Origin of the sequence: Bifidobacterium sp. B4111, from assembly GCF_026537235.1 — a bacterium.
In the GTDB taxonomy this organism is placed as follows: Bacteria; Actinomycetota; Actinomycetes; order Actinomycetales; family Bifidobacteriaceae; genus Bombiscardovia.
Genome location: NZ_JAFNMO010000001.1, coordinates 804,663 through 831,062, shown reverse-complemented (window position 1 = coordinate 831,062; position 26,400 = coordinate 804,663). Strand labels below are relative to the sequence as shown.

Here is a 26,400-nt window from a genome sequence, read left to right as displayed (position 1 = left end):
CGTCTGTTCGAATCAGCTTACATGTCTCGCTGGACTCCCCGGTGCTTGCCATACTTGGCGGAAGCCTGCGCCCACTGGCGCTGGGCCTGGGTCAGATGCTCTTCGCGCTCCCCGCCCTGAATGGCTCCGGCGGGCCTTAGAGCGTGGCAGATGGCCTGGGCCAGAGCATCTGCGGCGTCTGCTGGTTTGGGCAGCTGGTTGAGACCAAGAATTCGTGTCACCATCCGCTGCACCTGGATTTTGTCGGCCTGGCCGTTGCCTGTCACGGCCATCTTGGCCTCGGTGGGTGTGTGCAGGGCCACGGGAATCCCTCGCTGTGCCGCACCCAGCATGGCCAGCCCGGCCGCCTGTGCGGTTCCCAGCACCGTGTTGTGATTGGACTGGGCAAAGACCCGCTCGATAGATACCACATCGGGGCTGAAACGGTCCAGGGCGGCCGTCAGCCCCTGGTAGATGGCCAGCAGCCGCAGATCCTGGCTCTGTTCGGGGTCTGAGCGCACGACATCCACATGAACAAAGGAAAGCCGGCGCGATGCACCGGCTTCAATGACGCCAACGCCGCATCGGGTGAGCCCCGGGTCGACGCCGAGAACAATCATAAGGTCACTCGTCGTCCAACTGGGCCATGACCTCGTCAGGCGCAGTCCAGTTGCTGTAGATCTCCTGCACGTCGTCCAGGTCGTCCAGGTTGTCGATCAGCTTGGAGACCTTGCGAGCTGAGTCCAGGTCCAGGGTGACCTCGCTCTTGGGGTTGAGGACCAGGTCGGCGGAGTCATAGTCCATGCCCGCCTCCTGCAGGGCCTTACGGACGTTGACCATGTCGCCGGGGGCAGTCAGCACGGTGTAGCTCTCGCCGTTGTCCTGCACGTCCTCGGCACCAGCCTCGGCGGCCTTCTCGAAGACAGTATCGTAGTCCAGGCCCTCCGAGGGGACGATGATCTGGCCCTTGCGCTCGAAGTTGAAGCTGACCGACCCGTTCTGGGCCAGGGAGCCGCCGCCCTTGGTAAGGGTGGAACGTACCTCGGCGGCCGCACGGTTGCGGTTGTCGGTCAGGCATTCGATGATGATGCCCACGCCGGCGGGAGCGTAGCCCTCGTAGACGATGGTTTCGTAGTTGGTCGCTCCGGCCTCCTCGCCCGAGCCCCGCTTGACGGCCCTGGTGATGTTGTCTGCGGGCACGGAGGACTTCTTGGCCTTGACGATGGCATCGTAGAGCGTGGGGTTGCCATCGGGGTCACCGCCGCCGGTGCGGGCAGCAATCTCGATGTTCTTGATCAGCTTGGCGAAGAGCTTGCCACGCTTGGCGTCGATGGCTGCTTTCTTGTGCTTGGTGGTCGCCCACTTCGAATGCCCTGACATATGTCTCCTGACGGTACGAATGCGTAAACGAATGGAATTCTAGTTCCGCTCTTCGACAATTTTATGAGTTTTCAGGCCCTTCCGTGGTGGGCTTCATCGTAAAGAGAACCAGCCTTCAGGCCCACCAGTCTGCCCAGCAGGCCACGGCGATGATCAGGCCGGGCTGCCAGGGCGCGGGCATAGACATCCAGAACCTGGTCGGTGACCCGTTCCCAGTCGTAGTCGCTGGCCCGGCGCATTCCGCACGAGGCCAGATTCATGCGGGCAGTTCGGTTGTCCAGCAGGTCAAGGACCGCCCGGGCGCAGTCCAGGGGGTCTCCATTGGCGAACAGACGCGCGCTGTGGCCATTCTGGGAGACATCCTTGAATGCAGGCAGGTCCGAGGCCACCACCGGGCAGCCTGCAGCCATGGCCTCGACCAGCACGATGCCAAAGCTTTCTCCCCCGGTCTGCGGAGCCAGATAGAGGTCCAGGCTGTGGTAGAAGGAGGCCTTGTCCTCGTCGCTGATCCGACCCAGGAAGGTGAAGTGCTGGGCCAGTCCGGGATCGACGGCCTCGAGTATCTTTCGTGCCTCCCCCTGACCGTCTCCCGCACACAGGAAGCGGGCTCCCGGCACGCGCTGCAGAATGGCAGGTGCCGCCTGGGCCAGAATCCTGAACCCCTTGCGCTCCTCTTTCATCCGTCCCAGGAATCCGATGGTGGGTTCCCGCTCGCTCCCCTGCCATTCCGGGCGCGGCCGGGCATTGCGCAGGGCTTTGGTCTCGATGCCGTTGGGGATGATCTGGCTGGGTATGCCCGGCTCCAGCAGGTTCTGCGCATTCTGCATGGCTGATGGGCTGACGAAGATGGCCTGGCTGATGCTGGCCAGGTATCGCCGCAGGTACCGCCTGGTCAGCCTCAGGGCCAGGGGCGGCGAATCGAAGGCTGCATGGAAGGTGGCCACATAGGGGCAGGGAATAAATCCGGGCTGCAGGGGCTTGTGACTCAGGGAGGGCACCTCGGGCTCGTGCAGGTGCACGATGTCGAAGTGACCCTGTCTGACCCACTGCCGGGTCTTGTGGCCGGCCACGCCGAAGTAGCTCAGGTTGGCCACGGATCCGTTGTAGGGAATGGAGAAGGAGGAGCCGGTGGTCTGCACCCAGAGGGGCATGTCCTGGGTGCGTCGGCCCGGAGCCAGAACCTGCACCTGATGGCCACGGTCCATAAGATGTCTGGCGAAGTCGCGAATATGCAGTTGGACGCCGCCCGGAGTCTCGAAGGAGTAGGGCGAGATGATCCCCACTCGCAGAGGTGCCTTGATGGCAGCCCGCTCTGGCTCCTGCTCAGGCCTTTGCTTGGGTGCCTTCATGCCTTTCACCCCCCTTGTTTCCTGGTGCCTGGGCCAGTATGAAGTCCGGTAGGTCGTGCATCCGGGAAAGATCCAGGTCCTCAAGGAAAATCGGCTGAAGCATGTGCCAGTCCTCGGGATGCTCCCGAATGCCCCGGGCCCACTGATCCACCCAGGCCTGCGTCAGAGAGTTGATCGCCTGCTCCCGGGGCATGTCCATGTAGGGCTCAATGGCGATTGGCCCGTCCACCTGGCATACATAGCCATAGGGGGACTTGGCCTGTCGGCGGCGCTCCCCTGTCAGCCTCTCCCTGTGCATGTTGACGGTGTACAGGGGCAGACGGGCGTCCAAGGCTATGACGGCAGGGCCTGCGGCCACGCGAATCCAGGAGTCGAAGGCTCTGACGAAGACGCCTCGGCGGCTCAGATCGCGGTCGGCCAGCAGGGGCACCACCTGGTCCGGCTTCCGCAGCAGGGTTGTCAGACGGTCGGTGATGTCCGGCTCGCCGGTCAGCAGGATGTTCATGCCCAGGCGGCGACGGATGTCTGCAAAGGTGTCCAGCATTCCCTGGTCCCGCAACCGCTCGGCCACCGTAGTGACCTGACCGACTGTCGAACAGGCCCAGAAGCCCGCATAGTCCCAGTTGCCCTGGTGGCCCATGCCGATGGGCAGGGACCGCAGGCCGATGTCGGTCTTGGCCGGATCCGGGTAGGCGCTGCCTCCACCGTGTATGCGTGCCAGCAGCTGCTCCTTGGTGCGGGCACCCACTGTCAGGGCCTCGACGAAGTAGACGAAGTAGGAGCGCATGCCCTGGCGCGAGGTGTGCCGCAGGCTGCGAGGGTCGGCCTCTGGCATGACATGGGCCAGATTGCGCTCCAGCTGTCTTACGCCGCCTATCCGAAACAGCCAGCAGAGGTCGGCTGCTGCCAGGAAGAGGCCGCGCACCAGCCGCTCGGGCACCAGACGCGCGTGCTGAGCCAGGAAGATGAGCAGTCGGTCCAGCATAGGCTCACTCGTGGTTGGGGTTGGCAGGCTGCGGGTTGCGGCTCATGTCCTTGGCGACGTGGCTGATCCGCTGCCAGACGGTGACGATGCCCAACAGGGCCAGCAGGACCAGGAAGCAGCTGAGCACGGCCAGGGGCAGCCCGGCTCCCGTCAGGGCCATGCCAACTAGGATGATGACCAGCCGATCCGACCTGGTGGCAATGCCATTCTTGGCCTCGAACCCCTCGGCCTCGGCCCGGGCCCGGGCGTAGGAGGTGACGAAGGAGGTCATGATGGCGAAGAGCGCTGCAGCCATGCCAACCTGCGCCCAGATGTCTGGACCCAGGTGGCTGCCATCTGCCACCCAGGCCAGCTCGTGGCGGCGCAGGTAGATGATGACCCCGGTCAGGACGGCCCAGTCGGCTATCCGGTCAAGGGTGGAGTCCAGGAAGCCTCCGAACTGGGTGCCCCCGCCGGTCAGCGCAGCCACGGAACCATCCAGGGAGTCGAAGGCCACCAGGATGGCCAGGACGATGGCCCCGGGCAGGAGCCAGCCGGTGAACCCGGTCACGATGGCGACCAGGGTGGTGCCTATGGCTCCGCTGATCGTGACACCATTGGCGCTCACGCCCAGACGAACCAGGCCGCGGGCGATGGGGGCGATGATGCGCTTCCAGGGGCGCCGTAGATGCTCGAACATTGGTCAGTCCTGACTGCAGGAGGTGTTCGCTCGGAAGTCATCCGCCGAGTTGATCTGGGCGCGGACCCTGATGACCTCGTTGATCCAGGCACGGGCCTGCTCCACGGGCACGCCGTTGAGTTGACTGCCGTCGCGGAAGCGGAAGGAGACCGCGTTCTTGGAGGCATCCTCCTCGCCGGCGATCAGGATGAAGGGGGCCTTGGACTTGGCCGCGTTGCGAATTTTCTTGCCGAAGCGGTCGTCGGAGCGGTCGATCTCGCAGCGGACCATGTCGTCGCGCAGCTCGTCCAGCAGATGCTCCAGGTGGGGGGCGAACTCGTCGGCCACGGGCACGGCCTGCACCTGGACCGGGGCCAGCCAGGCCGGGAAGGCGCCGGCATAGTGTTCCAGCAGGATGGCGAAGAAGCGCTCAATGGATCCGAAGAGGGCCCGGTGGATCATGACCGGCCGCTGGTGGGAGCCGTCGGCGGCGATGTACTCCAGCTGGAAGCGCTCGGGCAGGTTGAAGTCCAGCTGAATGGTGGAGACCTGCCAGGTGCGCCCGATGGCATCGCGGGCCTGGACGGAGATCTTGGGCCCATAGAAGGCTGCGCCCTCGGGGTCGTCAACCAGTTCCAGGCCAGAGTCCTTGGCCACCTCGGCCAGGGTGTTGGTCGCCTCCTCCCAGACCTCGTCGGAGCCGACGAACTTGTTGGGATCCTTGGTGGACAGCTCCAAGTAAAAGTCGTTGAGGCCGAAGTCCTTGAGCACCTTGAGCACGAACTGGAGCAGGTTGGTCAGCTCACCCTTCATCTGGTCCCGGGTGCAGTAGATGTGGGAGTCGTCCTGGGTCAGGCCGCGCACACGGGTCAGGCCGTGGACCTCCCCGGACTTCTCGTAGCGGTATACGGTGCCGAACTCGAAAAGCCGCAGGGGCAGCTCCTTGTAGGAGCGCTGGCGGGACTTGAAAATCAGGTTGTGCATGGGGCAGTTCATTGGCTTCAGGTAGTAGTCGAAGCCCTGGCGGGTGACCTTGCCCTTGGAGTCCTTCTCCTCGTCCAGGTGCATGGGCGGGTACATGCCGTCCTTGTACCACTGCAGGTGGCCCGAGATCTCGTAGAGGTGGCCCTTGGTGATGTGCGGGGTCTGCACGAAGGAGTATCCGTTGCGCCGGTGCATTTGCCGGGAGTAGTCCTCCATGGCGTTGATGACGGCTGCGCCCTTGGGGTGGAAGACTGGCAGGCCGGGGCCGATTTCGTCCGGGAAGGAGAAGAGGTCCATCTCGGCCCCCAGCTTGCGGTGGTCGCGGCGGGCGGCCTCCTCCAGACGGGCGGTGTAGGCTTTCATGTCGTCCTTGTTGGCCCAGGCGGTGCCGTATATGCGCTGAAGCATGGGGTTCTTCTCGTCCCCGCGCCAGTAGGCGGCGGCTGTGCGCATGAGCTTGAAGCAGCGGATGTAGCGGGTGTTGGGCAGGTGGGGGCCTCGGCAGAGGTCCTTCCAGACCGTGTTGCCCTCACGGTCCAGGTTGTCATACATGGTCAGCTCGCCGCCGGTGGCCACCTCGGTGGCCTCCTCGCTGTTGATTTCGGCCTCCTTGGCACCGATCAGCTCCAGCTTGTAGGGCTGGTCGGCCTCCTCCTTGCGGGCCTCCTCCTCAGTGACAACGCGCCTGCGGAAGCTCTGGGAGGACTTGATGATCCGCTTCATTCGCTGTTCGATCTGCTTGAGGTCGTCGGGGGTGAAAGGCTTGTCCACGTCGAAGTCGTAGTAGAAGCCATCCTTGATGACCGGGCCGATGCCCAGCTTGGCGTCAGGGCGGATCTCCTGGACGGCCTGGGCCATGACGTGGGTGGCCGAGTGCCGCATGATGGCCAGTCCCTGGTCGCTCTCCAAGGTGATGGGCTCGACCTCGTCGCCTTCGTGCAGGGGTGTGCAGAGGTCGCGTGGCTGCCCGTTGAGGTCAACGGCGATGATGTCCTTGTCGTCAGCGAAAAGCTGGACGCCAGTCTGATCCGCCGCCACCTCCTTTCGTTCGCCCTTGACGATGATGGAGATGCTCGACTGTGTCATGAATGCCGTCCTTGCTATCGGAGCCCGCGTTACAGGGTGCAGGCTGGACATGGTTATCGAGCCACAGCCTAGGTCGTCACTCAGACAAGGAGGGGCCTTTGTTGCCCATGGAGCGCAGATAATCCTCGGCTTCCCGGACCAGCTCTTCGGCAGCCGGCTCGTCTACCTGGGCCTGGTCGACATCCATCTCCAGACGGTGTACGTAGTTTGCCAGGTCGTCATTGCAGCGCAGCAGCATTCCGGCCTGGGCCTTCCACTCGGCTGCCTTGCGGGGCAGCTCCCCCTCGTCAAGGTGGACCCCAAGCATGGCCGAGAGCCTTTGCAGGAGCTGCAGGGTGCCCTGGGCGCACTCGTCGCTGCCCAGGTACTGGGGCACGGAGACCCAGATGGATTCGGTGCTGTAGCCGTCTTGGGTGGCCAGGGCATCCAGAACAGTGGGGATGCCTATTGGGCCGGAGTGTCCGTCGGTGTCGGTCTTCGGCTGGTCACCAGCCAGATCGTCAATGGGCAGAGGCCTGGTGTGGGGGCAGTCGGCAAACATGGCACCCAGGGTGATGATGGCATCCGCCTCATCGTCTTCGGCCCAATGGATGCTGCGCCGACAAAAATCGCTCCAGTGGTAGTTGGGCTCCGGGCCCATCTCCAGCAGGAGGGTGTGGGTGTCATCAATCTGCACTCGGTAGATCTTGGTGGAGGGCCAGATAATCCGACGCCTACCCTGCACATGGCAGAGCATGGGCCGTGACATCTGGTAGTCGTAGAACCCGTCGCCTGGAATGCTGCCGATCTCGTGGGACTCGTAAACGTTCAACAGGTGGCGGATGACGTTGGTCGAGGCTGAGCATGCGTCGTTCCAGCCGTCGAAGGCGGCCACCATGGTGCAGTGCTGCCTGGCTTCTTCACTCATATCTCTCACCCTACCGGTAGGAAGCCTTGTATAGCGTGGCTTTGCCGTCAGCGGAGGGTGGCTCTATGACGCGGCGACACGCTCTTTTTGCCAAGTGCTGGGGTCTACGCTACAGTAGTGCAACGTGCTTCGGCTGTCACTACTAGGGTGAGGGTTGAATGTGCGGGCATAGCTTAGTTGGTAAAGCGCGACCTTGCCAAGGTCGAGACCGCGGGTCCGAGTCCCGTTGCCCGCTCGAGGTTTCGAGCAGTTTAACCAATACGGTGGGTTAGCCAAGCGGTTAGGCAGCGGCCTGCAAAGCCGTATAGACGAGTTCGACTCTCGTACCCACCTCTCTCTCGAAACGAGAATGACCCGGGCGGTTGGCGCAGAGGTAGCGCACTTCCCTGACACGGAAGGGGTCACTGGTTCGAATCCAGTATCGCCCACGAGGATCACTTCGGTGGTCTTTCCCAATCCGGGCGATTGGCGCAGCGGCTAGCGCACTTCGTTCACACCGAAGGGGTCGCAGGTTCGATTCCTGCATCGCCCACCTGGATGCATAGTCTTTCTCCGTCTTCTCTCTGAAAATCCATTAGCAGGCAGGGAAGTTTGATCCGCTTTTTGTCCTATCGGGCTCTTCTGGTCATGGGCTTTTTGGTAATAATTTATTTGTGGTGGTTCAAACCGGTTTTCTCAATGCCGCGGCAAGGCTTTGGCCTCCTGTCTTGGGCGTCTCCCATCGACGGACATCCGATATTCCCCTGTTTGAACCAGATCGTGCGCTCTATTTCCTGCCTGCTGCGAGTTCGGCCGATGGACGTCATTCGTATTAGGGTCAGACTTTGAACCGAACGCTTGGCATGTCCGTGGCTTTGTGATAATTTACTCTTATCTGCAGGTCGGGGGACCCGCCAGAAACAGGAGTAACCCGATGTGTCCTTAACGAGGTGATAACATGCAGAAAAGCCGTGGCCTATGAGGGCAAGTTGTTGCCGTGGCTGAATCTGCCATTCCCCCCACAGCTTGAGGAAACCGTGGACTCTTTGTTCTACCTATGTGATACTTGCGTGGCCCGCGTGTAGGGTCGCGTTCCGGTTGTCGTGCAATTCACGGCGGCCGTGTTGTAAAGCTCCCCCGGCGGCGCAGAATTATACCCCCCTCTCCTGCCGCCGGGGGTTTTACTTATTAGCTGTTTTGGTCCCTATTTCAGGGCCTGCAGGTACCGGTAGAGAGTGGGAATGGATATTCTGAGCTCGGGTGCCACAATTCCTACCGCGCCCTTGATCAGGAAAATGCCCCGGTCCTTGATGTCGCTGATGATGTTCAGCCTGTCCTGTTTGGTCAGCTTATCCATGGGAATGTTGAACTGGCGGACCGCCTCCCTGGTGATCCTACGGATGTTCTCCTGAGGCTCTTCAGTCATGTGGCTGCGGGAGGCCTCTGTGGAGATCTGCACATCGTCGGAGTCGGTTTCGGTCAGAGTCTGCAGCACATGGGCCGCCTGCTGCAGCTCGGTGATGTTGATGCTGATGCAGAGCAGGCCGATGACGGTTTGCTGCCTGTCGTGTATCAGGTATGAGGAGACGCGGAACTCGTGCATGTTCAGGCGGCGCCCGCGGTAGTCGGAGACGAAGTCGGCCCCATCGCGTTCGGCCCGCATGGCCAGTTGGCGGGTCTGGTTGGTCACGGTGTCGCCCAGGGTGCGTCCGGAAAGCTGACCATTGCGAATAAACACTATGGTATTCTCGAGGCGAGTGATGTCATGCACGGCGATCTCGGCCATGGGGCCGAAGGAATCGGCCATGAATTCTGCAAGGGGAAAAATCTCTTCAAGGTTGTCAACTGTGAAATGCATGGCTGATCCTCAACATCCTAACAGGGCGGTTTGCGGCCGCCGGTTGGTGCTGCGGGAAGCGAAAGGCTTGGGAGGGAGTGATATGTTCCATTACTTCTATACCTGCCAGACGGCTTCCTCTAGTTCCGTATACTAGACCTTCTCTTTTGCCCTTCGGTTCCCGGTCCGCCGTCCATGGCCCAGCTGATCCACGGGGGTAACCAAGCGCCGAGGGATTTTCATGTTAACGCAAGATGATGGTTAAAAGCTGCTTTTGCTGCCCGGCTGATCGTCCGGGGCGGGTGCCTTTTATGACCGATATTCCTGAATCGGGCATGTGGAGTAAGTACAGATTCCCAAAAATCCCGGGAAAGTCAATGATTCCGGAAGCTGATTGCTGGTCCTCGTTATGGATTTCAGGCAGGATGTGAACTCAATGTGAGCCTGATCACGTGTGTCGATGTCTGAAGGCCCTGAAGTCTGCCATGCCCTGGATGGCCGCATGGCCTTGTTTGCCATTTACTATGAGGAGGGGCATCAGCACTAGTGCCGTCATGAGCTATTACAGGCCAAACCTATATGGCACAACCGTTGCAAATCTCCCAGAAAAAATCGGGATCCCCCGTTGGCCGCGCAATGCATGCAGGTCTGTGTGCTGACTCCACTGCCGCGAAACCAGGGCAGTACATGAAAGAATGCTGTCACGCGACATTGGGATCGTCTGATCCTCGACGAAGTTCTTCATCAGGGGGTCAGCTGGCTGCAACGCCGCCCACGGCAGGCAGGGCGCCGACCATGAGCATGATGGCCACGAAGATTGCCAGGCCGATTCGGTAGATGACAAATCCCCGGTAGGAGAAGCGTGAAACGATCTTCAAAAAGGCGATGATAACGATGTAGCCCAACAGAAAGCTGACCACGGTGGCGCAGATGGTGGCCCCCCAGCCGGGGAAAGCAGCATCTGCATTGATGTTTTTCAAGGACTTGACCGTCTCTAGGATTCCGGCGCCGAAGACGGCGGGAATGGCCATGAGGAAGCTGACCCGGGTTGCGGCCTCGCGGGTATAGCCCAAGCCGCGGCCGAAGGTCATGGTGCCGCCCGAACGGGATACGCCGGGGATCAGGGCCAGCATTTGCCCGATGCCGAAGAGCAGGGCGTCACGGGCGTTCATCTGCCGGATCTCCTTGGTCTGACGGCCATGGCGGTCGAAGTAGTCCAGCAGCAGGCCAAAGACGATCAGTACCACCACGGTAATCCATAGATTACGCAGCTTGGTCTCGATTATCTTCTGGAAGAGCAGTCCCGCCACGACGATGGGCAGGGTTCCCAGGATGATGTACCAGCCCAATGCTGCGTCATGGTCCTTGGAGCCCATCCGCTCCCGCCAGGAGGAGCCGTCCTTGCCAGCCAGGCAACGGAACCAGTGGGTCAATATGCGGACAATGTCATGCCGAAAGTAGAGCAGAACCGCCAGCTCGGTGCCGAATTGGATGATGGCTGTGAAGGCCGCGCCCGGGTCCTGGCCCAGCAGGCCACCCACAATGCGGATATGGGCGCTGGATGAGACGGGAAAATACTCCGTCAGGGCCTGCACCAGGCCGAACAGAATGGCTTCGAAGAAATTCATGGACCCCTCTTGCTATGTCGGACAACAATGGCAAGCATAGCCACCGCGCAGGGCAGGAAGAGCCAAGGGCCGGGCATGTCTCGCAGAATGCCCACAATGGATCTTGTCGGAATCGACGACTCGACGATTAGGGGTGTGGATCATCATGGCCAAGACCTACAGAAAATCCAGGGGCGGGGCCCCGGCGGGATTCTTCGAGTGCGAAGGGCGCGGTCTGCAATGGCTGGGCCAGGCTCAGGCGCAGGGCGGTCCCCGAGTGGTGGATGTCTACGACTGGGGCCCGGACTATTTGGACATTGAGGAGGTAACCTCCGCCTCCCCCACGTCTGGCGCGGCCTACCGCTTTGGCGCCCAGCTGGCCCATATGCATGATGCCGGGGCCGACCACTTTGGCTCTGCGCCCGAGGGCTACACGGGCACCTGCTACTTCGGGCCCCTGCAGGATCCGCTGCCCATGGACGTGGGCGCCTGGGACGACCCGGCCACCTATTGGGCCAAGGGACGGCTGGAGCCCATGGTGGGCATGGCCATGGATCGGCGGGCGCTGAACCGCGAGGACATGGAGATGACCCAAGAAGTGATCCAGGCCCTGCCGGAACTGCTGGGTGCCGCCGCCAATGACAAGCCCGCCAGGGTCCACGGGGACCTGTGGAGCGGCAACGTCATGTGGGCCAGGAAAGACGGGCAGACGCAGGCTGTCCTGATCGACCCTGCGGCCCACGGAGGCCATCGTGAGGAAGACCTGGCCATGCTGCAGCTGTTCGGCATCCCCTACCTAGGGCAGATTCTGGACGGCTACCAGAGCGTGCATCCCTTGGTGGCCGGCTACCAGAACCGGACTACGCTCTGGCAACTCTACGCCATCGCCGGGCACTGCGCCTTCTTCGGCGGCGGCTATGTGAGCGAATATCGGTCCATGTGCCGGTCGCTGCTGGGATGAATCAGCTGAAGATGTCCTTGAGCTTGCCGAAGATTCCCTTGCGGCCTCCGGCTCCGGCAGGCTTGGCGCTCTGCGGGACCTGCTTGGCTTCGGAGTCGTGGCTGTCGGCGAAGTCCTCAATCAGGCGGCGCTGATTGTCGTCCAGCTTGGTGGGGATCTGGACCAGCACGTGGACAATGATGTCGCCGCGCTCCTCCCGGTTGCCCAGTCTGGTGACACCCAGGCCCTTGATGGTGATCTCCTGGTCGGGCTGGCAGCCGACGGGGATCTCCACCTGGCGCTGGCCGTCGAATGTCTCCAGGTCCACCTGGTGGCCCAGCACGGCCCAGGTCATGGGCACGGCGATCCAGCAGTGCAGGTCCTGGCCACTGCGAGTGTAGTGTTTGTCGGGCTTAATGGCGATGTCCACGTACAGGTCGCCGGCCGCTCCGCCGCCTTCGCCCACCTCGCCTTGGGAGGCCAACCGCAGGCGTGAGCCGTCAGCCACGCCTGCTGGCACGTTGACGCCCACCTCGCGGCGGGTGCGTACACGGCCGTGGCCGTTGCAGACCGGGCAGGGGTGCTCGATGACGGTGCCGTGGCCCTCACACCGCTCGCAGGGAGCCTGGCTCATCATCTGCCCCAGCAGGGTCCGCACCACCTTCTGGGCATAGCCCTTGCCATGGCATACAGGGCAGGTCACCGGGGAGGTCCCCTTCTGGGCCCCCGATCCGCCGCACTCCTGACAGAGGCCATAGGTGCTGATGGGGGTGCGTACAACGCCGCCGAAGATGGCGGTCTTCATGTCCACAGAGACCTGGGCCAGGGCATCCCGACCGGGTTGGGTGCGCGGAATGGGCCCCTGGGTCGTGCCCCCGAAGCCGCCGCCGAAGAACTGGTTGAAGACGTCGCCCATGTCAAAGGGGCCGGCTCCCTGGGAGGCCTGGGGGTCATTGGGGTCCACGCCCGCGTCGTACATGCGCCGCTTCTCAGGATCCGAGAGCACCTCGTAGGCGCTGTTGACCTCCTTGAACTTGTCCTCGTATTCAGGCCCGGCGATGTCCGGGTGGTACTTGCGGCTCATTTTGCGATAGGCACGCTTGATGTCCTGATCGCTCGCGCCGCGCTCGACTCCCAAAACCTCGTAGTAATCTGCCACCGATCATCCTTTTCGTTTGATGCCCTCTCGACCCATAGTTGCATGGGCCCACGATACCTATGACTTATGCCGCTGCCTTAACGGTCATGGCTCCCCGTCGCCGGCCAGGAAACCGGTCAAATACGAGGCCACGGCACGAACCGCGCTCATGGTAGCCGGATAGTCCATATGGGTCGGGCCGATGGAGCCTACGAAGGCCACTGGCTCGTCGGCTTCCGAGCCGTCGGTCTGCCTGGACCTGGCATGACCGTATCCACTAGTGACTACTGAGGCGTGGACTAGCTCGGGAGTCCGGGTCTCGGTGCCGATTGCCACGCTGACCCCGTTGCTCTCGCGCGAAAGCTCGCTCTGGGCCCGCATGAGCCGCATGAGCACCACCTGCTCCTCCAAGGCGTCCAGCAGCGAGCCCAAGTCCCCCAAGGAGACGGCCTGGCTGTGGGTCAGCTGGGAGGTGCCGGCCATGTAGAGGCCACTGGTCTGCTCTCGGGTGGCCATCTCGTCGAAGACCGCGGCCACCAGGCGCAGCGTGGACTTGTCGCGGCCCTCGGTAAGGGAGTCGGCCAGTATGCGGCAGCGGTCGGCTGCACGGTCCAGGGGCAGGTCCTGGCACTGCCGGTTGATCTGGTCGGACAGGCCCGCCAAGGCGTTCGGGTCCTCCTGCAGGGGCCCGTGCAGGGTGCGCTGGACCACCCGGCCGGTATCGGTGATTACCACCATAAGTACGGTCCCCCGGCTCAGTCCTATAAGCTCGGCCCGGCGCAGGTTTGAGCTGGCCAGGGAGGGCGAGGCCACCACGGCGATCTGCCCGGTGATCTGAGCCAGAAGCTGGGCGGCGTGCTGCAGGGTGTCCTCCAGGTTGACCGACCCGGACAGGAAAGCGTTGATGCCCCGGCGCTGGGCGGAGGACAGGGGCACGATGGTGGCCAACCTGTCGACGAAGTAACGGTAGCCCTTCTGGGTGGGGATGCGGCCGGCGGAGGTGTGGGGCTGAACCAGGTAGCCCTCGCTCTCCAGGGCCGCCATGTCGTTGCGCACGGTTGCGGAGCTGACTCCAAGCTGATGACTTCTGGTGAGCGAACCCGACCCCACCGGCTCACGAGAACGAATGTAGTCCTCGACAACCGCCCGCAGCACCAGCATGCGTCTGGTATTAGGCAATGTCGCTTCTCCCGTCATGGTTTCATTATTAGCACTCGGGCCAAGAGAGTGCCAAAACGTCGCGCGAAGAGCCGAATTGTGTCGTCTCAAACCGATACGATGGAAACGCATTGTGAAGGTAACCGAACATTTTCGACACAAGTCGAACATGGAGACCTCTAGATTGGAAGGAAAGCAGCACCATATGGCAGATTTCACATGGTCCGAACTCGATGAGCGGGCTGTCAAGATGGCCAAGGTCCTCTCGGCCGACGCGGTCGAGAAGGCCGGAAGCGGCCACCCTGGCTCCCCTATTTCGCTGGCGCCCATCGCCTACGCGCTCTACCAGCACTTCATCCGTCACGATCCCAACGACCCCGACTGGGTTGGGCGTGATCGGTTCATTCTTTCCGGCGGCCACGCCTCGCTGACCCAGTACGTGCAGCTCTACTTCTCCGGGTACGGACTGACCCTGGACGATCTGAAGCGCTTCCGCACCGCAGGCACCCGGACCCCCGGCCACCCCGAGTACGGCCTGACCCCCGGCATCGAGATGACCACGGGCCCGTTGGGCCAGGGTCTGGCCTCGGCTGTGGGCTTCGCCTATGGTCAGCGTTACGAGCGTGGTCTGCTGGATCCTGACGCACCCGAGGGGCAGTCCCCCTTCGACCATAAGGTCTGGGTCATCTGCGGCGAGGGCGATGTCGAGGAGGGCGTCTCCTCCGAGGCCAGCTCCTTGGCCGGCGACCAGCGCCTAGGCAACCTGACTGTCATCTTCGATGCCAACCACATCCAGATCGAGGGCGACACCCGCATCTCCCTGGGCGAGGACATCCTCAAGCGCTACCAGGCCTACGGCTGGTACACAGACGAGTTCAGCTTCATCCAGCCCGACGGCTCCTACAAGGAGGACGTCGAAGGCCTGGCTGCCGTCCTGGAGAAGGCCGAGCAGGTCACCGACCGGCCCAAGTTCATCAAGGTGGACACCCTGATGGCCTGGCCGACCCCCGGTAAGACCAACGATCCTTCAGCCCACGGCTCTGCCCTGGGCCCCGAGGCTGTCGCCGCCCTGAAGAAAACCCTTGGTTACGACCCTGAGCAGAGCTTCCAGATCGACGAGGAGGCCCTGGCTCACGCACGCGAGGTCGCTCAGCGCGGCCTGGCCGCCCACAAGGACTGGGACGAGAAGTTCCAGGCTTGGCGCAAGGCCAACCCCGACAAGGCTGCTCTCTACGACCGCATCCATGCCGGCAAGCTGCCCGAGGGCTTCGACAAGGCCCTGGACGACCTGGAGGCTGGCTTCGAGCCCGGCTCCAAGGTGGCCACCCGCAAGGCTTCCGGCGCAGTCATCAACGCCCTGGCCCCCATCATGCCCGAGCTCTGGGGGGGATCCGCTGATCTGGGCGGCTCCAACAACACCAACATCAACGGTGCTGTCTCCTTCGCTCCCGAGGCCGACGAAACCGTTCAGTGGCCCAAGGCCAGCAAGTACGGCCGCCAGCTGCACTTTGGCGTGCGCGAGTTCGCCATGGGCGCCATCACCAACGGCATCCTGTTGGGTTCGGACACCAGGCCCTACAACGGGACCTTCTTCCAGTTCAGCGACTATGAGCGCCCCTCGGTGCGTCTGGCGGCTCTGATGGACATCCCCAACTTGTATGTGTGGACCCACGACTCCGTGGCCCTGGGCGAGGATGGCCCCACCCACCAGCCCATCGAGCACCTGACCGTCATGCGTGCCATCCCTCAGATGGAGGTTGTGCGCCCGGCCGACCAGTATGAGACCGCTGAAGCTTATCGCGCCTTCTTCGAGAAGGGCAACACCCACCCCACAGCCATGATTCTCACCAGGCAGGGCGTGCCCACCTTGAAAGAGACCAAGGCCAAGGCCCGTGAAGGCGTTCGCAAGGGCGCCTATGTGCTGGTCGACACCGAGGGCCAGCCGGATGTACTGATCATGGCCACCGGCTCCGAGGTGCAGCTCGCTGTAGCTGCCTCCAAGACCCTGGCTGAGCAGGACGTCAAGGCCCGTGTCATTTCCGTGCCCTCGCTTGAGTGGTTCGAGGAGCAGGACGACGAGTACAAGGAAGCTGTTCTGCCCGTCTCCGTCAAGGCCCGCGTCTCGGTTGAAGCTGGCCTGGCCACGCCCTGGTACAAGTACCTGGGCAGCTATGGCAAGCCCGTCTCCATAGAGCAGTTCGGTCTGCAGGGCAGCGGCGACGAGAACATGCGCGACCTGGGCATCACCGCCGATCATGTGGTCGAAGCAGCACAGGCATCCCTGGAGGAAGTCCGTCGGGCACGCTGAACCCGGCATCGTGATTAATCGGGGGCCGTCCGCGATGCCGGCCCCCTCCCCTGCAAAACACGTCCGAAACGCGGGCCTGGGGGAATACAGCAATAGACTTCCCGGTAGAGCATAGTGAATGTGATTCCATCGGGAACCCAAATAAGGAGTGACAAGATGGCAGAAAATGCAAACACCCAGCGCACCAGCGATTCAGGTGTCTCGATCTGGCTGGACGACCTGAGCCGCACACGCATCGAGTCGGGCAATCTGCAGCAGCTGATCGCCGAGCGCAATGTGGTGGGCGTGACCACCAACCCCTCGATTTTCCAGAAGGCCTTGAGCCAGGTGGGCCCCTATGACGAACAGCTCAAGCAACTGGGTCGCATACCCGTTGAGGAGGCCGTCCGCGAGCTAACCACAACCGACGTGCGTAACGCCACCGACATCTTCCGCGAGGTTGCTGAGAAGACCGATTACGTGGATGGACGCGTCTCTATCGAGGTCGATCCTCGTCTGGCCCACAACACAGAAGAGACCGAGAAGCAGGCCGAAGAGCTCTGGAACAAGGTCGACCGGCCCAACGCCATGATCAAGATTCCCGCTACCCTAGAGGGCCTACCCGCCATCACCGCCACCCTGGCCAAGGGCATCTCAGTCAACGTGACCCTGATCTTCTCCCTGGAGCGCTACAAGCAGGTCATTGATGCCTTCATAGAGGGCATGGTCCAGGCTGACAAGAACGGCCATGACCTGAAGCACATGGGCTCGGTGGCCTCCTTCTTCGTCTCCCGCGTGGATACTGCGGTTGACAAACTGTTGGAGGCCAACGGATCTGACGAGGCCAAGTCCCTGGAGGGCAAGGCCGCTGTGGCCAATGCCCGCCTGGCTTATGAGCTCTTCGAGAGGGCTTTTGACAACGATCCTCGCTGGGCTGGCCTGGAAGCCAAGGGAGCCAAGCGTCAGCGTCCGCTCTGGGCCTCCACCGGCACTAAGAACGCCGCCTACTCCGACTGCAAGTATGTGGACGAGCTCGTGGCCCCTGACGTGGTCAACACCATGCCAGAGAAGACCCTGAATGCTCTGGCTGATCACGGCAATGGCGCTCCCTCGGTCAAAGGCACCTACCAGGAGAGCCACCAGGTGATGCAGAAGCTGGCCGACCTGGGCATCAGCATCAAGGACGTGACCGACAAGCTGGAGGCCGATGGCGTCGCCGCCTTCATCGACTCCTGGGATTCGGTCCTCTCCGACGTACAGAAGGGCATCGATCGCGTCAACGGCTGAGCGCCTGACTGACAGCCGTCGCGAGCGATTATCGATTGTGCCCCGCAGGTTCAAACCTGCGGGGCACAATCGATATCTCAACAAAAATCCAAGTAGATATGCGACTACTCTTATACGACTACTCTGTCTCGGTCTCTTCGACCACCTGCTGCAGGGCGGCAATCAGGGCGGGGCTGTCGTTGGGCAAGTTCAACCTGGTCAGGGTGCCGCCAGCTGATTCAATGGCCCTGGTCAGCTCAATGTCCACGTCATAACAGATTTCCAGGTTGTCGGCGATGAAGCCGATGGAGGCGGAGACGATGGTCTTCATGCCGCTCTTGGTAATCAGATCCTTGGCCACATTGACGAAATCAGGGCCGATCCAAGGCTCTTGGGTGCGGCCTGCCGATTGCCAGGCCAGCACGTACTGGTCCTCATTGAGGTCGGCGGCCTGAGCCACGGCATTGGATAGGCCGATGACCTCATCCTTGTAGGGGTCCCCTCCTTGGATGATGCGCAGGGGCAGTGAGTGGGCGCTGAAGATCACCTTGGTGTCCGGCCGGTCGGTCAGATCCTTCATGGCCACCAGCTGATCGCTCCAGAAGCGGATCAGTGCCTGGTGGTTCCACCAGGACCGCACCGGCAGGTATCCCATGCCCGGATGGGACTCGATGGCCCTGCTGGCACGGTTGTGGTAGTCCTCGCTCGAATAGGAGGAATACTGAGGGGCCAGCGGCAGGCCAATCACCCTGGTGATGCCTTCGGCGGCAATCTGGTCGACTGCATCCTTGATGAAGGGTGCGATGTATTTCAAACCTTCGTAGACCTTGTAGGCGCCGGGATGGGCCTTGTCCAGCGCAGCCTGAAGACCGTCGCGCTGGGCTCTGGTGATCCTGGCCAGGGGCGAGGGCAGACCGATGGCCTTGTAGCGGCCGACCAGCTGGTCCATGAGCGGCTTGCGCGGCTCCTGCCCGTGGCGGATGTTGGTGTAGTACCCCTTTATGTCGGACTCCTGGTAGGGGGTGCCGTACGCCATGAGGAGGACAGCTGTAGGTTCAGTCATCAGCAACTTCTTTCTGTGAAAATGAAATGCAGTATGTCAGGCCGATATTGACCAGGGCTATGACGATGACCACCAGGAACATGTTCCTGTAAGAGGCCAGTCTAGCCTGTCCGCCCACCTTGCCCAGTTCAATGGCCGAGGCGAAGAGCAGGGGGGCGATGGTGGTGCCGATTTTCTTACAAGCGGACAGCCCGCCTATGGCCTGCATACGGTTTTCGGGCCCGGCCAGCCTTCCGGCGATCACCTGGAGCGGCGAGGACATCATCGAGCCCATGCCGACCCCCATCAGGAAAGACAGCAGCATGAAGAGCTGCAGATTGTGCAGGGTCAGAGTGATCATCAGGGCCATCAGGCCTATCAAAGACGATGAGAAGACAAGCGTGGTCCGGTAGCCGAACTTGTCGACCAGCAGCCCGCCCAGCCAGGACCCGACCACAGAACCGAGCCCGACGCCAACCATGACCATGCCGGCCGAACGGACCGGGAGCCCGAAGACTGAATGGACATAGGTTGGAATGTATACGAAGAGGGAGAAGAACATGCCTCCCAGCATTCCCAGCAGCAGGGTGAGCCCATAGGAGGGCAGCTTCAGCAGGCGGATGGGCAGGAAGGGCATGGTCTCGCTTGAGCCGCCCAGATTACGCTCATGCAACAGGAATACCGCGCCGGCCATCACTGCGACCAGGAGGCATCCGATGATCAGGAGCAGGTAGGTGGTTCCGTACTGGAGGAAGGTGATTGCTACCATCAGCAGGGCCAGAGCTACGCTGAAGGAGCCCAGGCCCAGGTAGTCGGTCTTCCAGGCGCGGTCGGTCTGGGAATCGCCCATCATGAACCAGGCCAGTATGAACAAAATGGCTAAAAAGGGCAGCATCATGAAGTAGTAGGCACGCCATCCGTGGGTGATGCCCAGGAGCATGCCCGAAAGGACCGGGCTGACCATGGCGGAAAGGCCGGCGATGATGCCCACCGTGGAAACCTTCCTGCCTTGGCTGTTCCTCCGGGCGCGCTGCAGAAGGACGTTCATGGACAGGACCATGATGCCGCTGTCTCCCAGAGACTGGATGAACCGGCCCAGCAGCATGACTGCATAGTTGGGCGAGACCGCAGTCATCAGACATCCAAGGAACCAGAAGGCCAGCTCCCAGAGGAAGACCTTCCTGGTCCCGTGGGCATCGGAGAGGTTGGATGTGATGGGAGTGCCCACCACCAGGCCCAGGGTGTACAGGCCAACCACCCAGGAGGAGCCGATGGTGGTCAGGCCGAAGGTCCGTGTGATGGACGGCATCATGGTCGGCACCGCTCCCCCATCCAGCTGGGTGATGAAAACGATGACCATGAAGAACCATAAGGGCGTGGCGAGGATTGATCTTCCCTCTCTTGTCGTCATGTGCTACTGTCCCATCTGGTCCGTGAGCAGCCTGTCAATGCGCTCAGGATCGGTCTGGGTGCCTACCAGGAAGTAGGGGAATTCGCCATAGATGGAGCTGGCTTCGATGTAGCGCATCTCGGTGACGATCTTCTTGAACTCGATGGGGTCGTCGGCGAACAAGGTAACGCCCCACTCGTAGTCGTCCAGACCAATGGAACCTGTCAGGATGATGGAGACCTTCCCGGCGTAGGAACGGCCGATCTTGCCGTGGTCGTGCATATAGGCCTTGCGCTGGTCGTAGGGCAGCGTGTACCAGTTGGCGCCGGGGACGCGGGTCTTCGACATGGGGTAGAAGCAAATGTAGGGCTTGTTGGGCGTCTTGGGATGCAGGCTGGCGTCGACGTAGGACCAACCGCGGTCAGTGGTCGGCTTGCCCGAGTAGAGGCCCACCTCGGTGACCGACACATAGGAGATGGTCGGCTCCAGATAATCGGAGAAGCGCAGCTTCTCCAGGGAGGTTTCGACCTCCTGCAACTGTTCCAGGGTCTCCCTGAGGACCATCAGGCCCAGGTCGGCCTTTTGCCCATTGACTTGACACCAGTAGTGGCTTCCCTTGCCCTGGGACTGGACCGCGTCCAGCTGTGCGGCAAGGGCCTTGAACTGATCCAAGCATTCCCGGCGTTCGTCCTGCGGCGCTCTGCGCCACTTGGCCCAATCAATCTTCCAGAAGAGGTGGAGGCAGAACCAGCCCTCCAGGCTCGGTGCAGCTTGCTCAGCCATGAGCACTTCCTTTCGCTTGCTTAGCTTGCACGACATTGTGTGATGCGCTGCTCGTCGGGCACACCATTCTCTACTCTATCCGTCAGGCGGCTGAATCGTTGGATTATCGGTGCATTGTGAATGACATATTGTGGTAATAGTCAAGGACTAGAAGCCCGCACTAAAGTCGTCCAGATATGCAAAACCCCCGGTCAATGCCGGGGTCAAATATTTTAGGTATTGTCTGATGGAATCAGGCCAGCTTGTACTTGGTAATGAGATCCAAGGCGATGATGATGGCCACCCAGATTAGGGCCACGATGATGGTCAGCCGGTTCAGGTTCTTCTCAGCTGCACCTGAGGTGCCGGCGTTGGAGCCGATTCCGCCGCCGAACATATCGGACAGGCCGCCGCCCTTGCCCTTGTGCAGCAGAATCAGCATGGTCAGCAGTATGCTGGCGAGGATCACAACGACTTCGAGCACAATCTTGACAATGGTCATGGCACATACCTCCATGTAAGGAACTGGGAACAAGTATACAGATACCCGGGGAAAAACGCATCAACCCTTGGCAGCCAGTCGCACGATCCGCGCGAACTCCTCCACGTCCAGGGAGGCGCCGCCCACCAGAAAGCCGTCCACGTCCGGCTGGGTGATCATCTGGGAGGCATTCTTGGAGGTGACCGAGCCGCCGTAGAGGATGCGCACGGCCTGGCCGGCAGGCTCTCCGAACTTGCCTGAGATGTGGTCGCGGATGGCCCGGGCGGCCTGTTGGGCGGTGTCCGGGGTGGCCACCATGCCGGTGCCGATGGCCCAGACCGGTTCGTAGGCCACAATCAGGTTTTCCATGTCCTCCTTGGCCAGGTCCCGGGTGACGTCGTTGACCTGGCCCACGGCGAAGTCCAGTTGGATGCCCTGGCGGCGCTCCTCGTAGCTCTCCCCCACGCAGAGGATGGGCTTCATGCCCGCAGCCAGGACGGCACGGACCTGGTCGACGATGTTGGCGTCGTCCTCGGGATGGTACTTGCGTCGCTCGGAGTGGCCCACAATGACGTAGCTGCAGCCCAGCTGGGCCAGCATGTCAGCGGACACATCCCCGGTGAAGGCTCCCTGGGCGGTGACGGAGACGGCCTGCGCCCCATACTCGATGGGCAGGTTGTCGGCCTCCACCAGCACCTGGACGGAGCGCAGGGCAGTGAAGGCGGGCATCAGCGCCACCTGGCAACGCCTGCGGTCGAAGTGGGCGTCGCGCAGGAGCCAGGCCAGCTTCTGCACGAAATAGGTGGCTTCCAGGTGGTCGAAATTCATCTTCCAATTGCCGGCCACCAGGGGAATGCGTGCCATACCAGACCTTTCCATCCGCGTACCAACAGCAATGCCGGGCCGCCGGATGCGAAACCCGGTGACCCGGCATTGCCCGCCTGTCTGCCGATTTTACTCCAGCACCTTCAGACCCGGAAGCTCCTTGCCCTCAAGGAACTCCAGCGAGGCACCGCCACCGGTGGAAATGTGCGAGAAGCCGTCCTCAGGGAAGCCGAGGTTGCGCACGGCCGAGGCAGAGTCGCCGCCACCGACGATGGTGAAGGCTCCAGCCTTAGTGGCATCGACCAGGCCCTGGGCCACAGCCCGGGTGCCATCGGCGAATGCCGGGAACTCGAAGACGCCCATGGGTCCATTCCAGACCACGGTCTTGGAGTCCACGATCTTGTCATGGAAGAGCTTCTGGGAGTCAGGGCCGATGTCCAGACCCATCTTGTCTGCAGGGATGCCATCGGCGGGAACCACCTGGTGGGGTGAATCCGCCTTGAACTCGTCAGCCACCACGATGTCGGTGGGCAGGGCGAGCTCCACGCCTTTCTCGCGTGCAGTGGCAATGTAGCCCTTGACAGTGTCGACCTGATCCTCTTCCAGCAGGGAGGAGCCCACCTCATAACCCTCAGCCTTGAGGAAGGTGAAGACCATGCCGCCACCGATGACCAGACGGTCGGCCTTGCTGAGCAGGTTCTCGATGACGCCCAGCTTGTCAGAGACCTTGGAGCCGCCCAAGACCACAGTGAAGGGCCGGTCGGGATTCTCGGTCGCCTTGGATAGTGCCTTGACTTCCTTCTCGACCAGCAGGCCTGCTGCGGAGGGCAGGAACTTGGCCACGGAGTAGTTTGAGCCCTGGGCGCGGTGGACTACACCGAAGCCGTCTGAGACGAAGACGTCGCCCAGGTCGGCGATTTTGCGGGCGTAGGCGTCACGCTCGGCCTCGTCCTTGCTGGTCTCCTCGGGGTTGTAGCGCACGTTCTGCAGCAGAACCACGTCGCCGTCGTTCATGGCGGCCACCTTGGCATGGGCATCTGGGCCATAGGTGTCCTCAGCCAGAGGAACCTGCACGCCCAGCAGCTCGCTGAGGCGAGCGGCCACGGGGGCCAGGCTCAGCTCGGGAACGACCTTGCCCTTGGGTCGACCCAGGTGGGCCATGAGGATAACCTTGGCGCCCTGGTCACGAAGCTGCTTGATTGTTGGCAAGGCGGCGCGGATGCGGCCGTCGTCCGTAATGGTGGTGCCGTCCAGCGGCACGTTAAAGTCCGCGCGGACGAGCACGCGCTTGCCCTTGAGATCACCGAGGCTATTCAGTGTTTTCATGCGTATCCTTTCTGACCGCGGGTCAATGCGCCCGCTCCCCTGCCATGGTACTCAGGCAGACCGACCTGTGTGAGCTATCTCACTCTTGTTTGGCCAGTTCCTCGGTCTTCTTCTTTTCGACTTTGGTGGCCAGCTGCAGCAGACGGCGGATACGTCCGGCGATGGCATCCTTGGTGACCGGTGGGTCGGCAAGGCGGCCCAACTCTTCAAGGGAGGCCTCACGGTGATCCAGACGAAGCTGGCCGGCCGCACGCAGATTCTCAGGTATGTCGTCGCCAAGGATTTCGAAGGCTTTGGTGACCTTGGCGCTGGCCTCGACGGCAGCCTTGGCCGACCGGCGCATATTGGCATCGTCGAAGTTGGCCAGGCGGTTGGCCTTGCCGCGGGACTCCCCATCGCTGCGCTTGCCGGTCCACTCACGGGAGGACTTAGGGGCGCCCATCAGGTTGAGCATGCGTTCGATGACGTCCGGGTCACGCAGGGTGACGCGCTCGGAGCTGCGCACCTGGCGGGCCTTGGCGTTGATGCCCAGACGGCGGGCGGCGCCCACCAATGCCAGGGCGGCCTCGGATCCGGGGCAGACGATCTCCAGGTAGGAGGCCTTGCCCGGGTCGGACAGCTCGCCATGGGCCAGGAAGGCTCCTCGCCATGCGGCCTTGACCTGGGCGATGTTGCCGGAGACGATGTCGGCGGGAAGACCGCGAACCGGATGCTTACGGCGATCCAGCAGACCGGTCTGCAGGGCCAGGGCGCCACCTGCCCGCAGCACACGGACCGAGTAGCGGGTCAGGTTGCCGGTGGGGGCCTGACGCTTGACCTGGATCAGATCGGAATCATGGCCGTAGACGTCCCTGATGGTGTTCTGCAACCACTGCGCTGCCGGCAGGGAGTCGAATTGCGCTTCCACCACAATGTGACGCTGAATGATGTGCAGACCGCCGCCGAAGCGGATCATAGCCGCCGATTGTGCTTTCTTGGCAGAGGGGGGTTCGTTGTCAATCGCGGCCAGCTCGCTTTTGACATCATCAAGTAGGGCCAAGAGCCGTCCTCCTACGAAAAAATACTGAAAAATGAATACTTCTTGGCCGCGCGACACACCTGCCGTGCCGACCACCGGATTACTGTGATACCGAATATCTTGGACAAATTGCGCCTTTGGCTATCCGCGGGAACGGTGCGGCAGCTCGCGGGCCGAGACGGTCACCTCCATTCCCCGGGACCGCAATCGGGCGGCCAGAGCGTCGGCCATGGCTACTGAGCGGTGTTGTCCGCCGGTGCAGCCAAAGGCGATGGTCACATAGTGCTTGTCCTCGCGTGCATAGCCGCTGAGCGCAGTCAGAATGGCGGTGGTGTAGGCATCCAGGAACTCCTTGGCGCCCTCGCTGGCCATCACATAGTCCCGAACCGGGCCGTCATGGCCGTTCAGGTCCCGCAGCTCGGGAACCCAGTAAGGGTTGGGCAGGAAGCGCACGTCGGCCACGAAGTCGGCATCGATGGGCAGGCCGTACTTGAAGCCGAAGCTCATGATGTGCACGCCCACGGTGGTCGGACCGGAGCCCAGGACCATTTCGTAGAGGTGGGTGGACAGCTGATGGATGCTCAGGTTGGAGGTGTCGATGACCATGTCGGCACGCTCCTTGAGTCCGCTCAGCAGGCGGCGCTCCTCCTGGATGCCGTCGATCAGACGGCCCGAGCCCTGCAGGGGGTGGGGTCGGCGGACGGATTCATAGCGCTTGACCAGCACCTGATCAGAGGCATCCAAAAAGAGGATGCGGCAACGCACACCCAGGTCGTCCAGGTGGCTGAGCACGGCGGACAGGTCGTCGAAGTAGGAGCGGGACCGGACGTCGATGACGGCGGCCAGGCGGTGCAGAGAGCTTCCGGCCGAGGTCATCATGTCGACCAGGGGCACCAGCAGGCGCGGGGGCATGTTGTCGACCACATACCAGCCCATGTCCTCCATGGAGTCGGCGGCGCGGGAGCGGCCTGCGCCGGACATGCCTGTGATCAGCAGTACCTCAAAGCCTGCGAAGGGCGGTTTTTCCGTCGTCATCGTCATGCCTCCCTCAAGGCTCGGTCCATGGCGGCCACCGGAACAGCGGCCAGGGGTCGGCCGGTCATCAGCGCCACCTGACGCACGGCTTGATAGAGCAGCATTCGTTCGCCGCTGATGGTCCGTGCACCTGGCTGGCGGCGGAAAGCCTTCATGAGCGGAGTGGGCCGGGGATCATAGACCACATCCAGTAGGACTGGGCCCAAGCGCCCGTCGTCATCAACGGTACTGATCAGATCAGCTAGGGGGTCAGCTGCACCCGAAGGCAGGGTGGAGACGACAATATCGGCCCTGGTCAGGGCCCTTTCGGCTGCCTCTGTCTCGTCCATGGCGGTGACGGTTGGCTCGGGCAGACCCAGCCGGGAGGCAAGGTCCAGCATGTGGTCACAGTGCTCCGGGCTGCGGGCCAGCAGGTCCACACGCTCAACTCCTAGCACCTTCAAGGCACAGAAGGCGGACTCGGCGGTGTTCCCGTTGCCGATGACCAGGGATCTCGCTCCCCCATACGGTTGGTCGGGAAGCCGGTCTTGCCGTCCCTGACCGGCTGCCTCAAGCAGGGCGGTCAGATCGTGAGGATCTTCGTCAGCCCTGCAACGGTCGGCAGCCTCCAGCAGAGCTGCCACGATTCCCTCCACGTCGGTGTTGTACAGGGACAGACCCTTGGCTGGGCCGCCCTGTGCAAAGACTGCTGTGTTGGCCACTCCCAGGGTCTTAGACCAGCAGTCACAAAAATCTCCCAAGGGGCCAACGGCACTCTTCAAGGGCATGGTCAGGCTGAGACCGGCCCAGGACGGGTCAAGGCCGTGGATAAAGTCCGCCAGACCATCGGCGTCCATGCGCACACGGTCGTAACGCCAGCCGTCCAGGCCCAGTGCGGCATAGGCTGAGCGATGCAGGAGGGGTGAAAGGGAATGGCTGATGGGGTCGCCCAGGACGGCACAACGACGATCAGGTCCATTCATATCCGCAATCACGCACCAA

The 26,400-nt window shown here is 62.3% G+C and carries 23 protein-coding genes and 4 tRNA genes; 7 read left to right on the top strand and 20 right to left on the bottom strand.

Features of this window, described 5'->3' with window-relative positions; genetic code table 11:
• Window positions 1-17 precede the first annotated feature (17 nt).
• The 7 genes from ruvC to J3T93_RS03765 form a co-directional block, all read right to left on the bottom strand.
• Entirely contained in the window at window positions 18-599 is a 582-nt protein-coding gene (ruvC, locus tag J3T93_RS03795; protein WP_267399964.1) for a crossover junction endodeoxyribonuclease RuvC, read from the bottom strand.
• A 4-nt stretch (window positions 600-603) separates the two neighbouring features.
• The gene (locus J3T93_RS03790; protein ID WP_267399963.1) at window positions 604-1,359 is read right to left on the bottom strand and encodes a YebC/PmpR family DNA-binding transcriptional regulator; all 756 of its coding nucleotides are present in this window, start codon (window positions 1,357-1,359) and stop codon (window positions 604-606) included.
• Between the two features lie 71 nt (window positions 1,360-1,430).
• The gene (locus tag J3T93_RS03785; protein ID WP_267430553.1) at window positions 1,431-2,708 is read right to left on the bottom strand and encodes a glycosyltransferase family 4 protein; all 1,278 of its coding nucleotides are present in this window, start codon (window positions 2,706-2,708) and stop codon (window positions 1,431-1,433) included.
• Window positions 2,683-3,693: a phosphatidylinositol mannoside acyltransferase gene (locus tag J3T93_RS03780; protein WP_267430552.1), complete on the bottom strand. Its 1,011-nt coding sequence runs from the start codon at window positions 3,691-3,693 to the stop codon at window positions 2,683-2,685. The genes J3T93_RS03785 and J3T93_RS03780 overlap by 26 nt, the downstream gene beginning before the upstream one ends.
• Window positions 3,694-3,697: 4 nt before the next feature.
• On the bottom strand, window positions 3,698-4,372 hold the full coding sequence (gene pgsA / locus J3T93_RS03775; protein WP_267430551.1) for a phosphatidylinositol phosphate synthase: 675 nt from the start codon (window positions 4,370-4,372) through the stop codon (window positions 3,698-3,700).
• A 3-nt stretch (window positions 4,373-4,375) separates the two neighbouring features.
• A complete protein-coding gene (gene thrS, locus J3T93_RS03770) occupies window positions 4,376-6,421 on the bottom strand; it encodes a threonine--tRNA ligase (protein ID WP_267430550.1) in 2,046 nt (681 codons plus the stop codon).
• Window positions 6,422-6,497: 76 nt separating this feature from the next.
• Window positions 6,498-7,328, bottom strand: a complete 831-nt coding sequence (locus J3T93_RS03765; RefSeq protein WP_267399958.1) for a PAC2 family protein — start codon at window positions 7,326-7,328, stop codon at window positions 6,498-6,500.
• Window positions 7,329-7,490: 162 nt separating this feature from the next.
• Here J3T93_RS03765 and J3T93_RS03760 point away from each other — a divergent pair.
• The 4 genes from J3T93_RS03760 (at window position 7,491) to J3T93_RS03745 (ending at window position 7,860) form a co-directional block, all read left to right on the top strand.
• Window positions 7,491-7,563: transfer RNA gene (locus J3T93_RS03760), tRNA-Gly, on the top strand.
• 27 nt (window positions 7,564-7,590) lie between these two features.
• Window positions 7,591-7,661 (top strand) — tRNA-Cys (locus J3T93_RS03755).
• Between the two features lie 23 nt (window positions 7,662-7,684).
• Window positions 7,685-7,756, top strand: a tRNA-Val gene (locus tag J3T93_RS03750).
• A 31-nt stretch (window positions 7,757-7,787) separates the two neighbouring features.
• Window positions 7,788-7,860, top strand: a tRNA-Val gene (locus J3T93_RS03745).
• Between the two features lie 651 nt (window positions 7,861-8,511).
• On the opposite strand, the gene J3T93_RS03740 is transcribed toward J3T93_RS03745, so the two are convergent.
• Together J3T93_RS03740 and J3T93_RS03735 are read right to left on the bottom strand one after the other, a co-directional pair.
• The gene (locus J3T93_RS03740) at window positions 8,512-9,165 is read right to left on the bottom strand and encodes a helix-turn-helix transcriptional regulator (RefSeq protein ID WP_267399957.1); all 654 of its coding nucleotides are present in this window, start codon (window positions 9,163-9,165) and stop codon (window positions 8,512-8,514) included.
• 731 nt (window positions 9,166-9,896) lie between these two features.
• Complete coding sequence (locus tag J3T93_RS03735; protein WP_220235834.1) at window positions 9,897-10,772, bottom strand: undecaprenyl-diphosphate phosphatase; 876 nt, start codon at window positions 10,770-10,772, stop codon at window positions 9,897-9,899.
• A 145-nt stretch (window positions 10,773-10,917) separates the two neighbouring features.
• Here J3T93_RS03735 and J3T93_RS03730 point away from each other — a divergent pair, with 145 nt between their 5' ends.
• The gene (locus J3T93_RS03730) at window positions 10,918-11,712 is read left to right on the top strand and encodes a fructosamine kinase family protein (protein ID WP_267399956.1); all 795 of its coding nucleotides are present in this window, start codon (window positions 10,918-10,920) and stop codon (window positions 11,710-11,712) included.
• Between the two features lies 1 nt (window position 11,713).
• Here the strand turns inward: J3T93_RS03730 and dnaJ are convergent, their stop codons facing one another.
• Together dnaJ and hrcA are read right to left on the bottom strand one after the other, a co-directional pair.
• On the bottom strand, window positions 11,714-12,850 hold the full coding sequence (gene dnaJ, locus J3T93_RS03725; protein ID WP_267399954.1) for a molecular chaperone DnaJ: 1,137 nt from the start codon (window positions 12,848-12,850) through the stop codon (window positions 11,714-11,716).
• 84 nt (window positions 12,851-12,934) lie between these two features.
• The gene (hrcA, locus tag J3T93_RS03720; protein ID WP_267400256.1) at window positions 12,935-14,008 is read right to left on the bottom strand and encodes a heat-inducible transcriptional repressor HrcA; all 1,074 of its coding nucleotides are present in this window, start codon (window positions 14,006-14,008) and stop codon (window positions 12,935-12,937) included.
• Between the two features lie 184 nt (window positions 14,009-14,192).
• Between hrcA and tkt the strand changes: the two genes are divergently transcribed.
• Both tkt and tal read left to right on the top strand, forming a co-directional pair.
• Window positions 14,193-16,295 (top strand): transketolase, encoded by a 2,103-nt coding sequence (gene tkt, locus J3T93_RS03715; protein WP_267399952.1) that lies wholly within the window; start codon window positions 14,193-14,195, stop codon window positions 16,293-16,295.
• A gap of 156 nt (window positions 16,296-16,451) precedes the next feature.
• A complete protein-coding gene (gene tal, locus J3T93_RS03710; protein ID WP_267399950.1) occupies window positions 16,452-17,561 on the top strand; it encodes a transaldolase in 1,110 nt (369 codons plus the stop codon).
• 118 nt (window positions 17,562-17,679) lie between these two features.
• On the opposite strand, the gene hemH is transcribed toward tal, so the two are convergent.
• The 9 genes from hemH to J3T93_RS03665 all read right to left on the bottom strand — a co-directional run bounded on the left by hemH (window position 17,680) and on the right by J3T93_RS03665 (window position 26,381).
• Window positions 17,680-18,603, bottom strand: a complete 924-nt coding sequence (gene hemH / locus J3T93_RS03705) for a ferrochelatase (RefSeq protein ID WP_267430549.1) — start codon at window positions 18,601-18,603, stop codon at window positions 17,680-17,682.
• Window positions 18,596-19,942: an MFS transporter gene (locus tag J3T93_RS03700; protein ID WP_267430547.1), complete on the bottom strand. Its 1,347-nt coding sequence runs from the start codon at window positions 19,940-19,942 to the stop codon at window positions 18,596-18,598. Before J3T93_RS03700 ends, hemH begins: the two co-directional genes overlap by 8 nt.
• A 54-nt stretch (window positions 19,943-19,996) precedes the next feature.
• Window positions 19,997-20,755, bottom strand: a complete 759-nt coding sequence (gene hemQ / locus J3T93_RS03695; RefSeq protein WP_267430546.1) for a hydrogen peroxide-dependent heme synthase — start codon at window positions 20,753-20,755, stop codon at window positions 19,997-19,999.
• A 232-nt stretch (window positions 20,756-20,987) separates the two neighbouring features.
• On the bottom strand, window positions 20,988-21,236 hold the full coding sequence (gene secG / locus J3T93_RS03690) for a preprotein translocase subunit SecG (protein WP_101432389.1): 249 nt from the start codon (window positions 21,234-21,236) through the stop codon (window positions 20,988-20,990).
• A 60-nt stretch (window positions 21,237-21,296) separates the two neighbouring features.
• Window positions 21,297-22,079 (bottom strand): triose-phosphate isomerase, encoded by a 783-nt coding sequence (gene tpiA, locus J3T93_RS03685; protein WP_024628060.1) that lies wholly within the window; start codon window positions 22,077-22,079, stop codon window positions 21,297-21,299.
• Window positions 22,080-22,169: 90 nt separating this feature from the next.
• A complete protein-coding gene (locus J3T93_RS03680) occupies window positions 22,170-23,366 on the bottom strand; it encodes a phosphoglycerate kinase (RefSeq protein ID WP_267430544.1) in 1,197 nt (398 codons plus the stop codon).
• 79 nt (window positions 23,367-23,445) lie between these two features.
• Window positions 23,446-24,405, bottom strand: coding sequence for a DNA-binding protein WhiA (gene whiA, locus J3T93_RS03675; protein ID WP_267399937.1), 960 nt, complete (start codon window positions 24,403-24,405; stop codon window positions 23,446-23,448).
• Between the two features lie 120 nt (window positions 24,406-24,525).
• Window positions 24,526-25,419 carry an RNase adapter RapZ gene (rapZ, locus tag J3T93_RS03670; protein WP_324123863.1) on the bottom strand — a complete coding sequence of 298 codons (894 nt, stop codon included), beginning with the start codon at window positions 25,417-25,419 and terminating at the stop codon, window positions 24,526-24,528.
• Between the two features lie 2 nt (window positions 25,420-25,421).
• Window positions 25,422-26,381 carry a shikimate dehydrogenase family protein gene (locus tag J3T93_RS03665; RefSeq protein ID WP_267430543.1) on the bottom strand — a complete coding sequence of 320 codons (960 nt, stop codon included), beginning with the start codon at window positions 26,379-26,381 and terminating at the stop codon, window positions 25,422-25,424.
• Window positions 26,382-26,400 lie beyond the last annotated feature (19 nt).

Bases quoted from the DNA above. Each gene is read 5' to 3' on its own strand.
- ruvC (WP_267399964.1), bottom strand. From the start codon at position 599: ATGATTGTTCTCGGCGTCGACCCGGGGCTCACCCGATGCGGCGTTGGC.
- J3T93_RS03790 (WP_267399963.1), bottom strand. From the start codon at position 1,359: ATGTCAGGGCATTCGAAGTGGGCGACCACCAAGCACAAGAAAGCAGCC.
- J3T93_RS03785 (WP_267430553.1), bottom strand. From the start codon at position 2,708: ATGAAGGCACCCAAGCAAAGGCCTGAGCAGGAGCCAGAGCGGGCTGCC.
- J3T93_RS03780 (WP_267430552.1), bottom strand. From the start codon at position 3,693: ATGCTGGACCGACTGCTCATCTTCCTGGCTCAGCACGCGCGTCTGGTG.
- pgsA (WP_267430551.1), bottom strand. From the start codon at position 4,372: ATGTTCGAGCATCTACGGCGCCCCTGGAAGCGCATCATCGCCCCCATC.
- thrS (WP_267430550.1), bottom strand. From the start codon at position 6,421: ATGACACAGTCGAGCATCTCCATCATCGTCAAGGGCGAACGAAAGGAG.
- J3T93_RS03765 (WP_267399958.1), bottom strand. From the start codon at position 7,328: ATGAGTGAAGAAGCCAGGCAGCACTGCACCATGGTGGCCGCCTTCGAC.
- J3T93_RS03740 (WP_267399957.1), bottom strand. From the start codon at position 9,165: ATGCATTTCACAGTTGACAACCTTGAAGAGATTTTTCCCCTTGCAGAA.
- J3T93_RS03735 (WP_220235834.1), bottom strand. From the start codon at position 10,772: ATGAATTTCTTCGAAGCCATTCTGTTCGGCCTGGTGCAGGCCCTGACG.
- J3T93_RS03730 (WP_267399956.1), top strand. From the start codon at position 10,918: ATGGCCAAGACCTACAGAAAATCCAGGGGCGGGGCCCCGGCGGGATTC.
- tkt (WP_267399952.1), top strand. From the start codon at position 14,193: ATGGCAGATTTCACATGGTCCGAACTCGATGAGCGGGCTGTCAAGATG.
- tal (WP_267399950.1), top strand. From the start codon at position 16,452: ATGGCAGAAAATGCAAACACCCAGCGCACCAGCGATTCAGGTGTCTCG.
- hemH (WP_267430549.1), bottom strand. From the start codon at position 18,603: ATGACTGAACCTACAGCTGTCCTCCTCATGGCGTACGGCACCCCCTAC.
- J3T93_RS03700 (WP_267430547.1), bottom strand. From the start codon at position 19,942: ATGGTCATCGTTTTCATCACCCAGCTGGATGGGGGAGCGGTGCCGACC.
- hemQ (WP_267430546.1), bottom strand. From the start codon at position 20,755: ATGGCTGAGCAAGCTGCACCGAGCCTGGAGGGCTGGTTCTGCCTCCAC.
- secG (WP_101432389.1), bottom strand. From the start codon at position 21,236: ATGACCATTGTCAAGATTGTGCTCGAAGTCGTTGTGATCCTCGCCAGC.
- tpiA (WP_024628060.1), bottom strand. From the start codon at position 22,079: ATGGCACGCATTCCCCTGGTGGCCGGCAATTGGAAGATGAATTTCGAC.
- J3T93_RS03680 (WP_267430544.1), bottom strand. From the start codon at position 23,366: ATGAAAACACTGAATAGCCTCGGTGATCTCAAGGGCAAGCGCGTGCTC.
- rapZ (WP_324123863.1), bottom strand. From the start codon at position 25,419: ATGACGACGGAAAAACCGCCCTTCGCAGGCTTTGAGGTACTGCTGATC.
- J3T93_RS03665 (WP_267430543.1), bottom strand. From the start codon at position 26,381: ATGAATGGACCTGATCGTCGTTGTGCCGTCCTGGGCGACCCCATCAGC.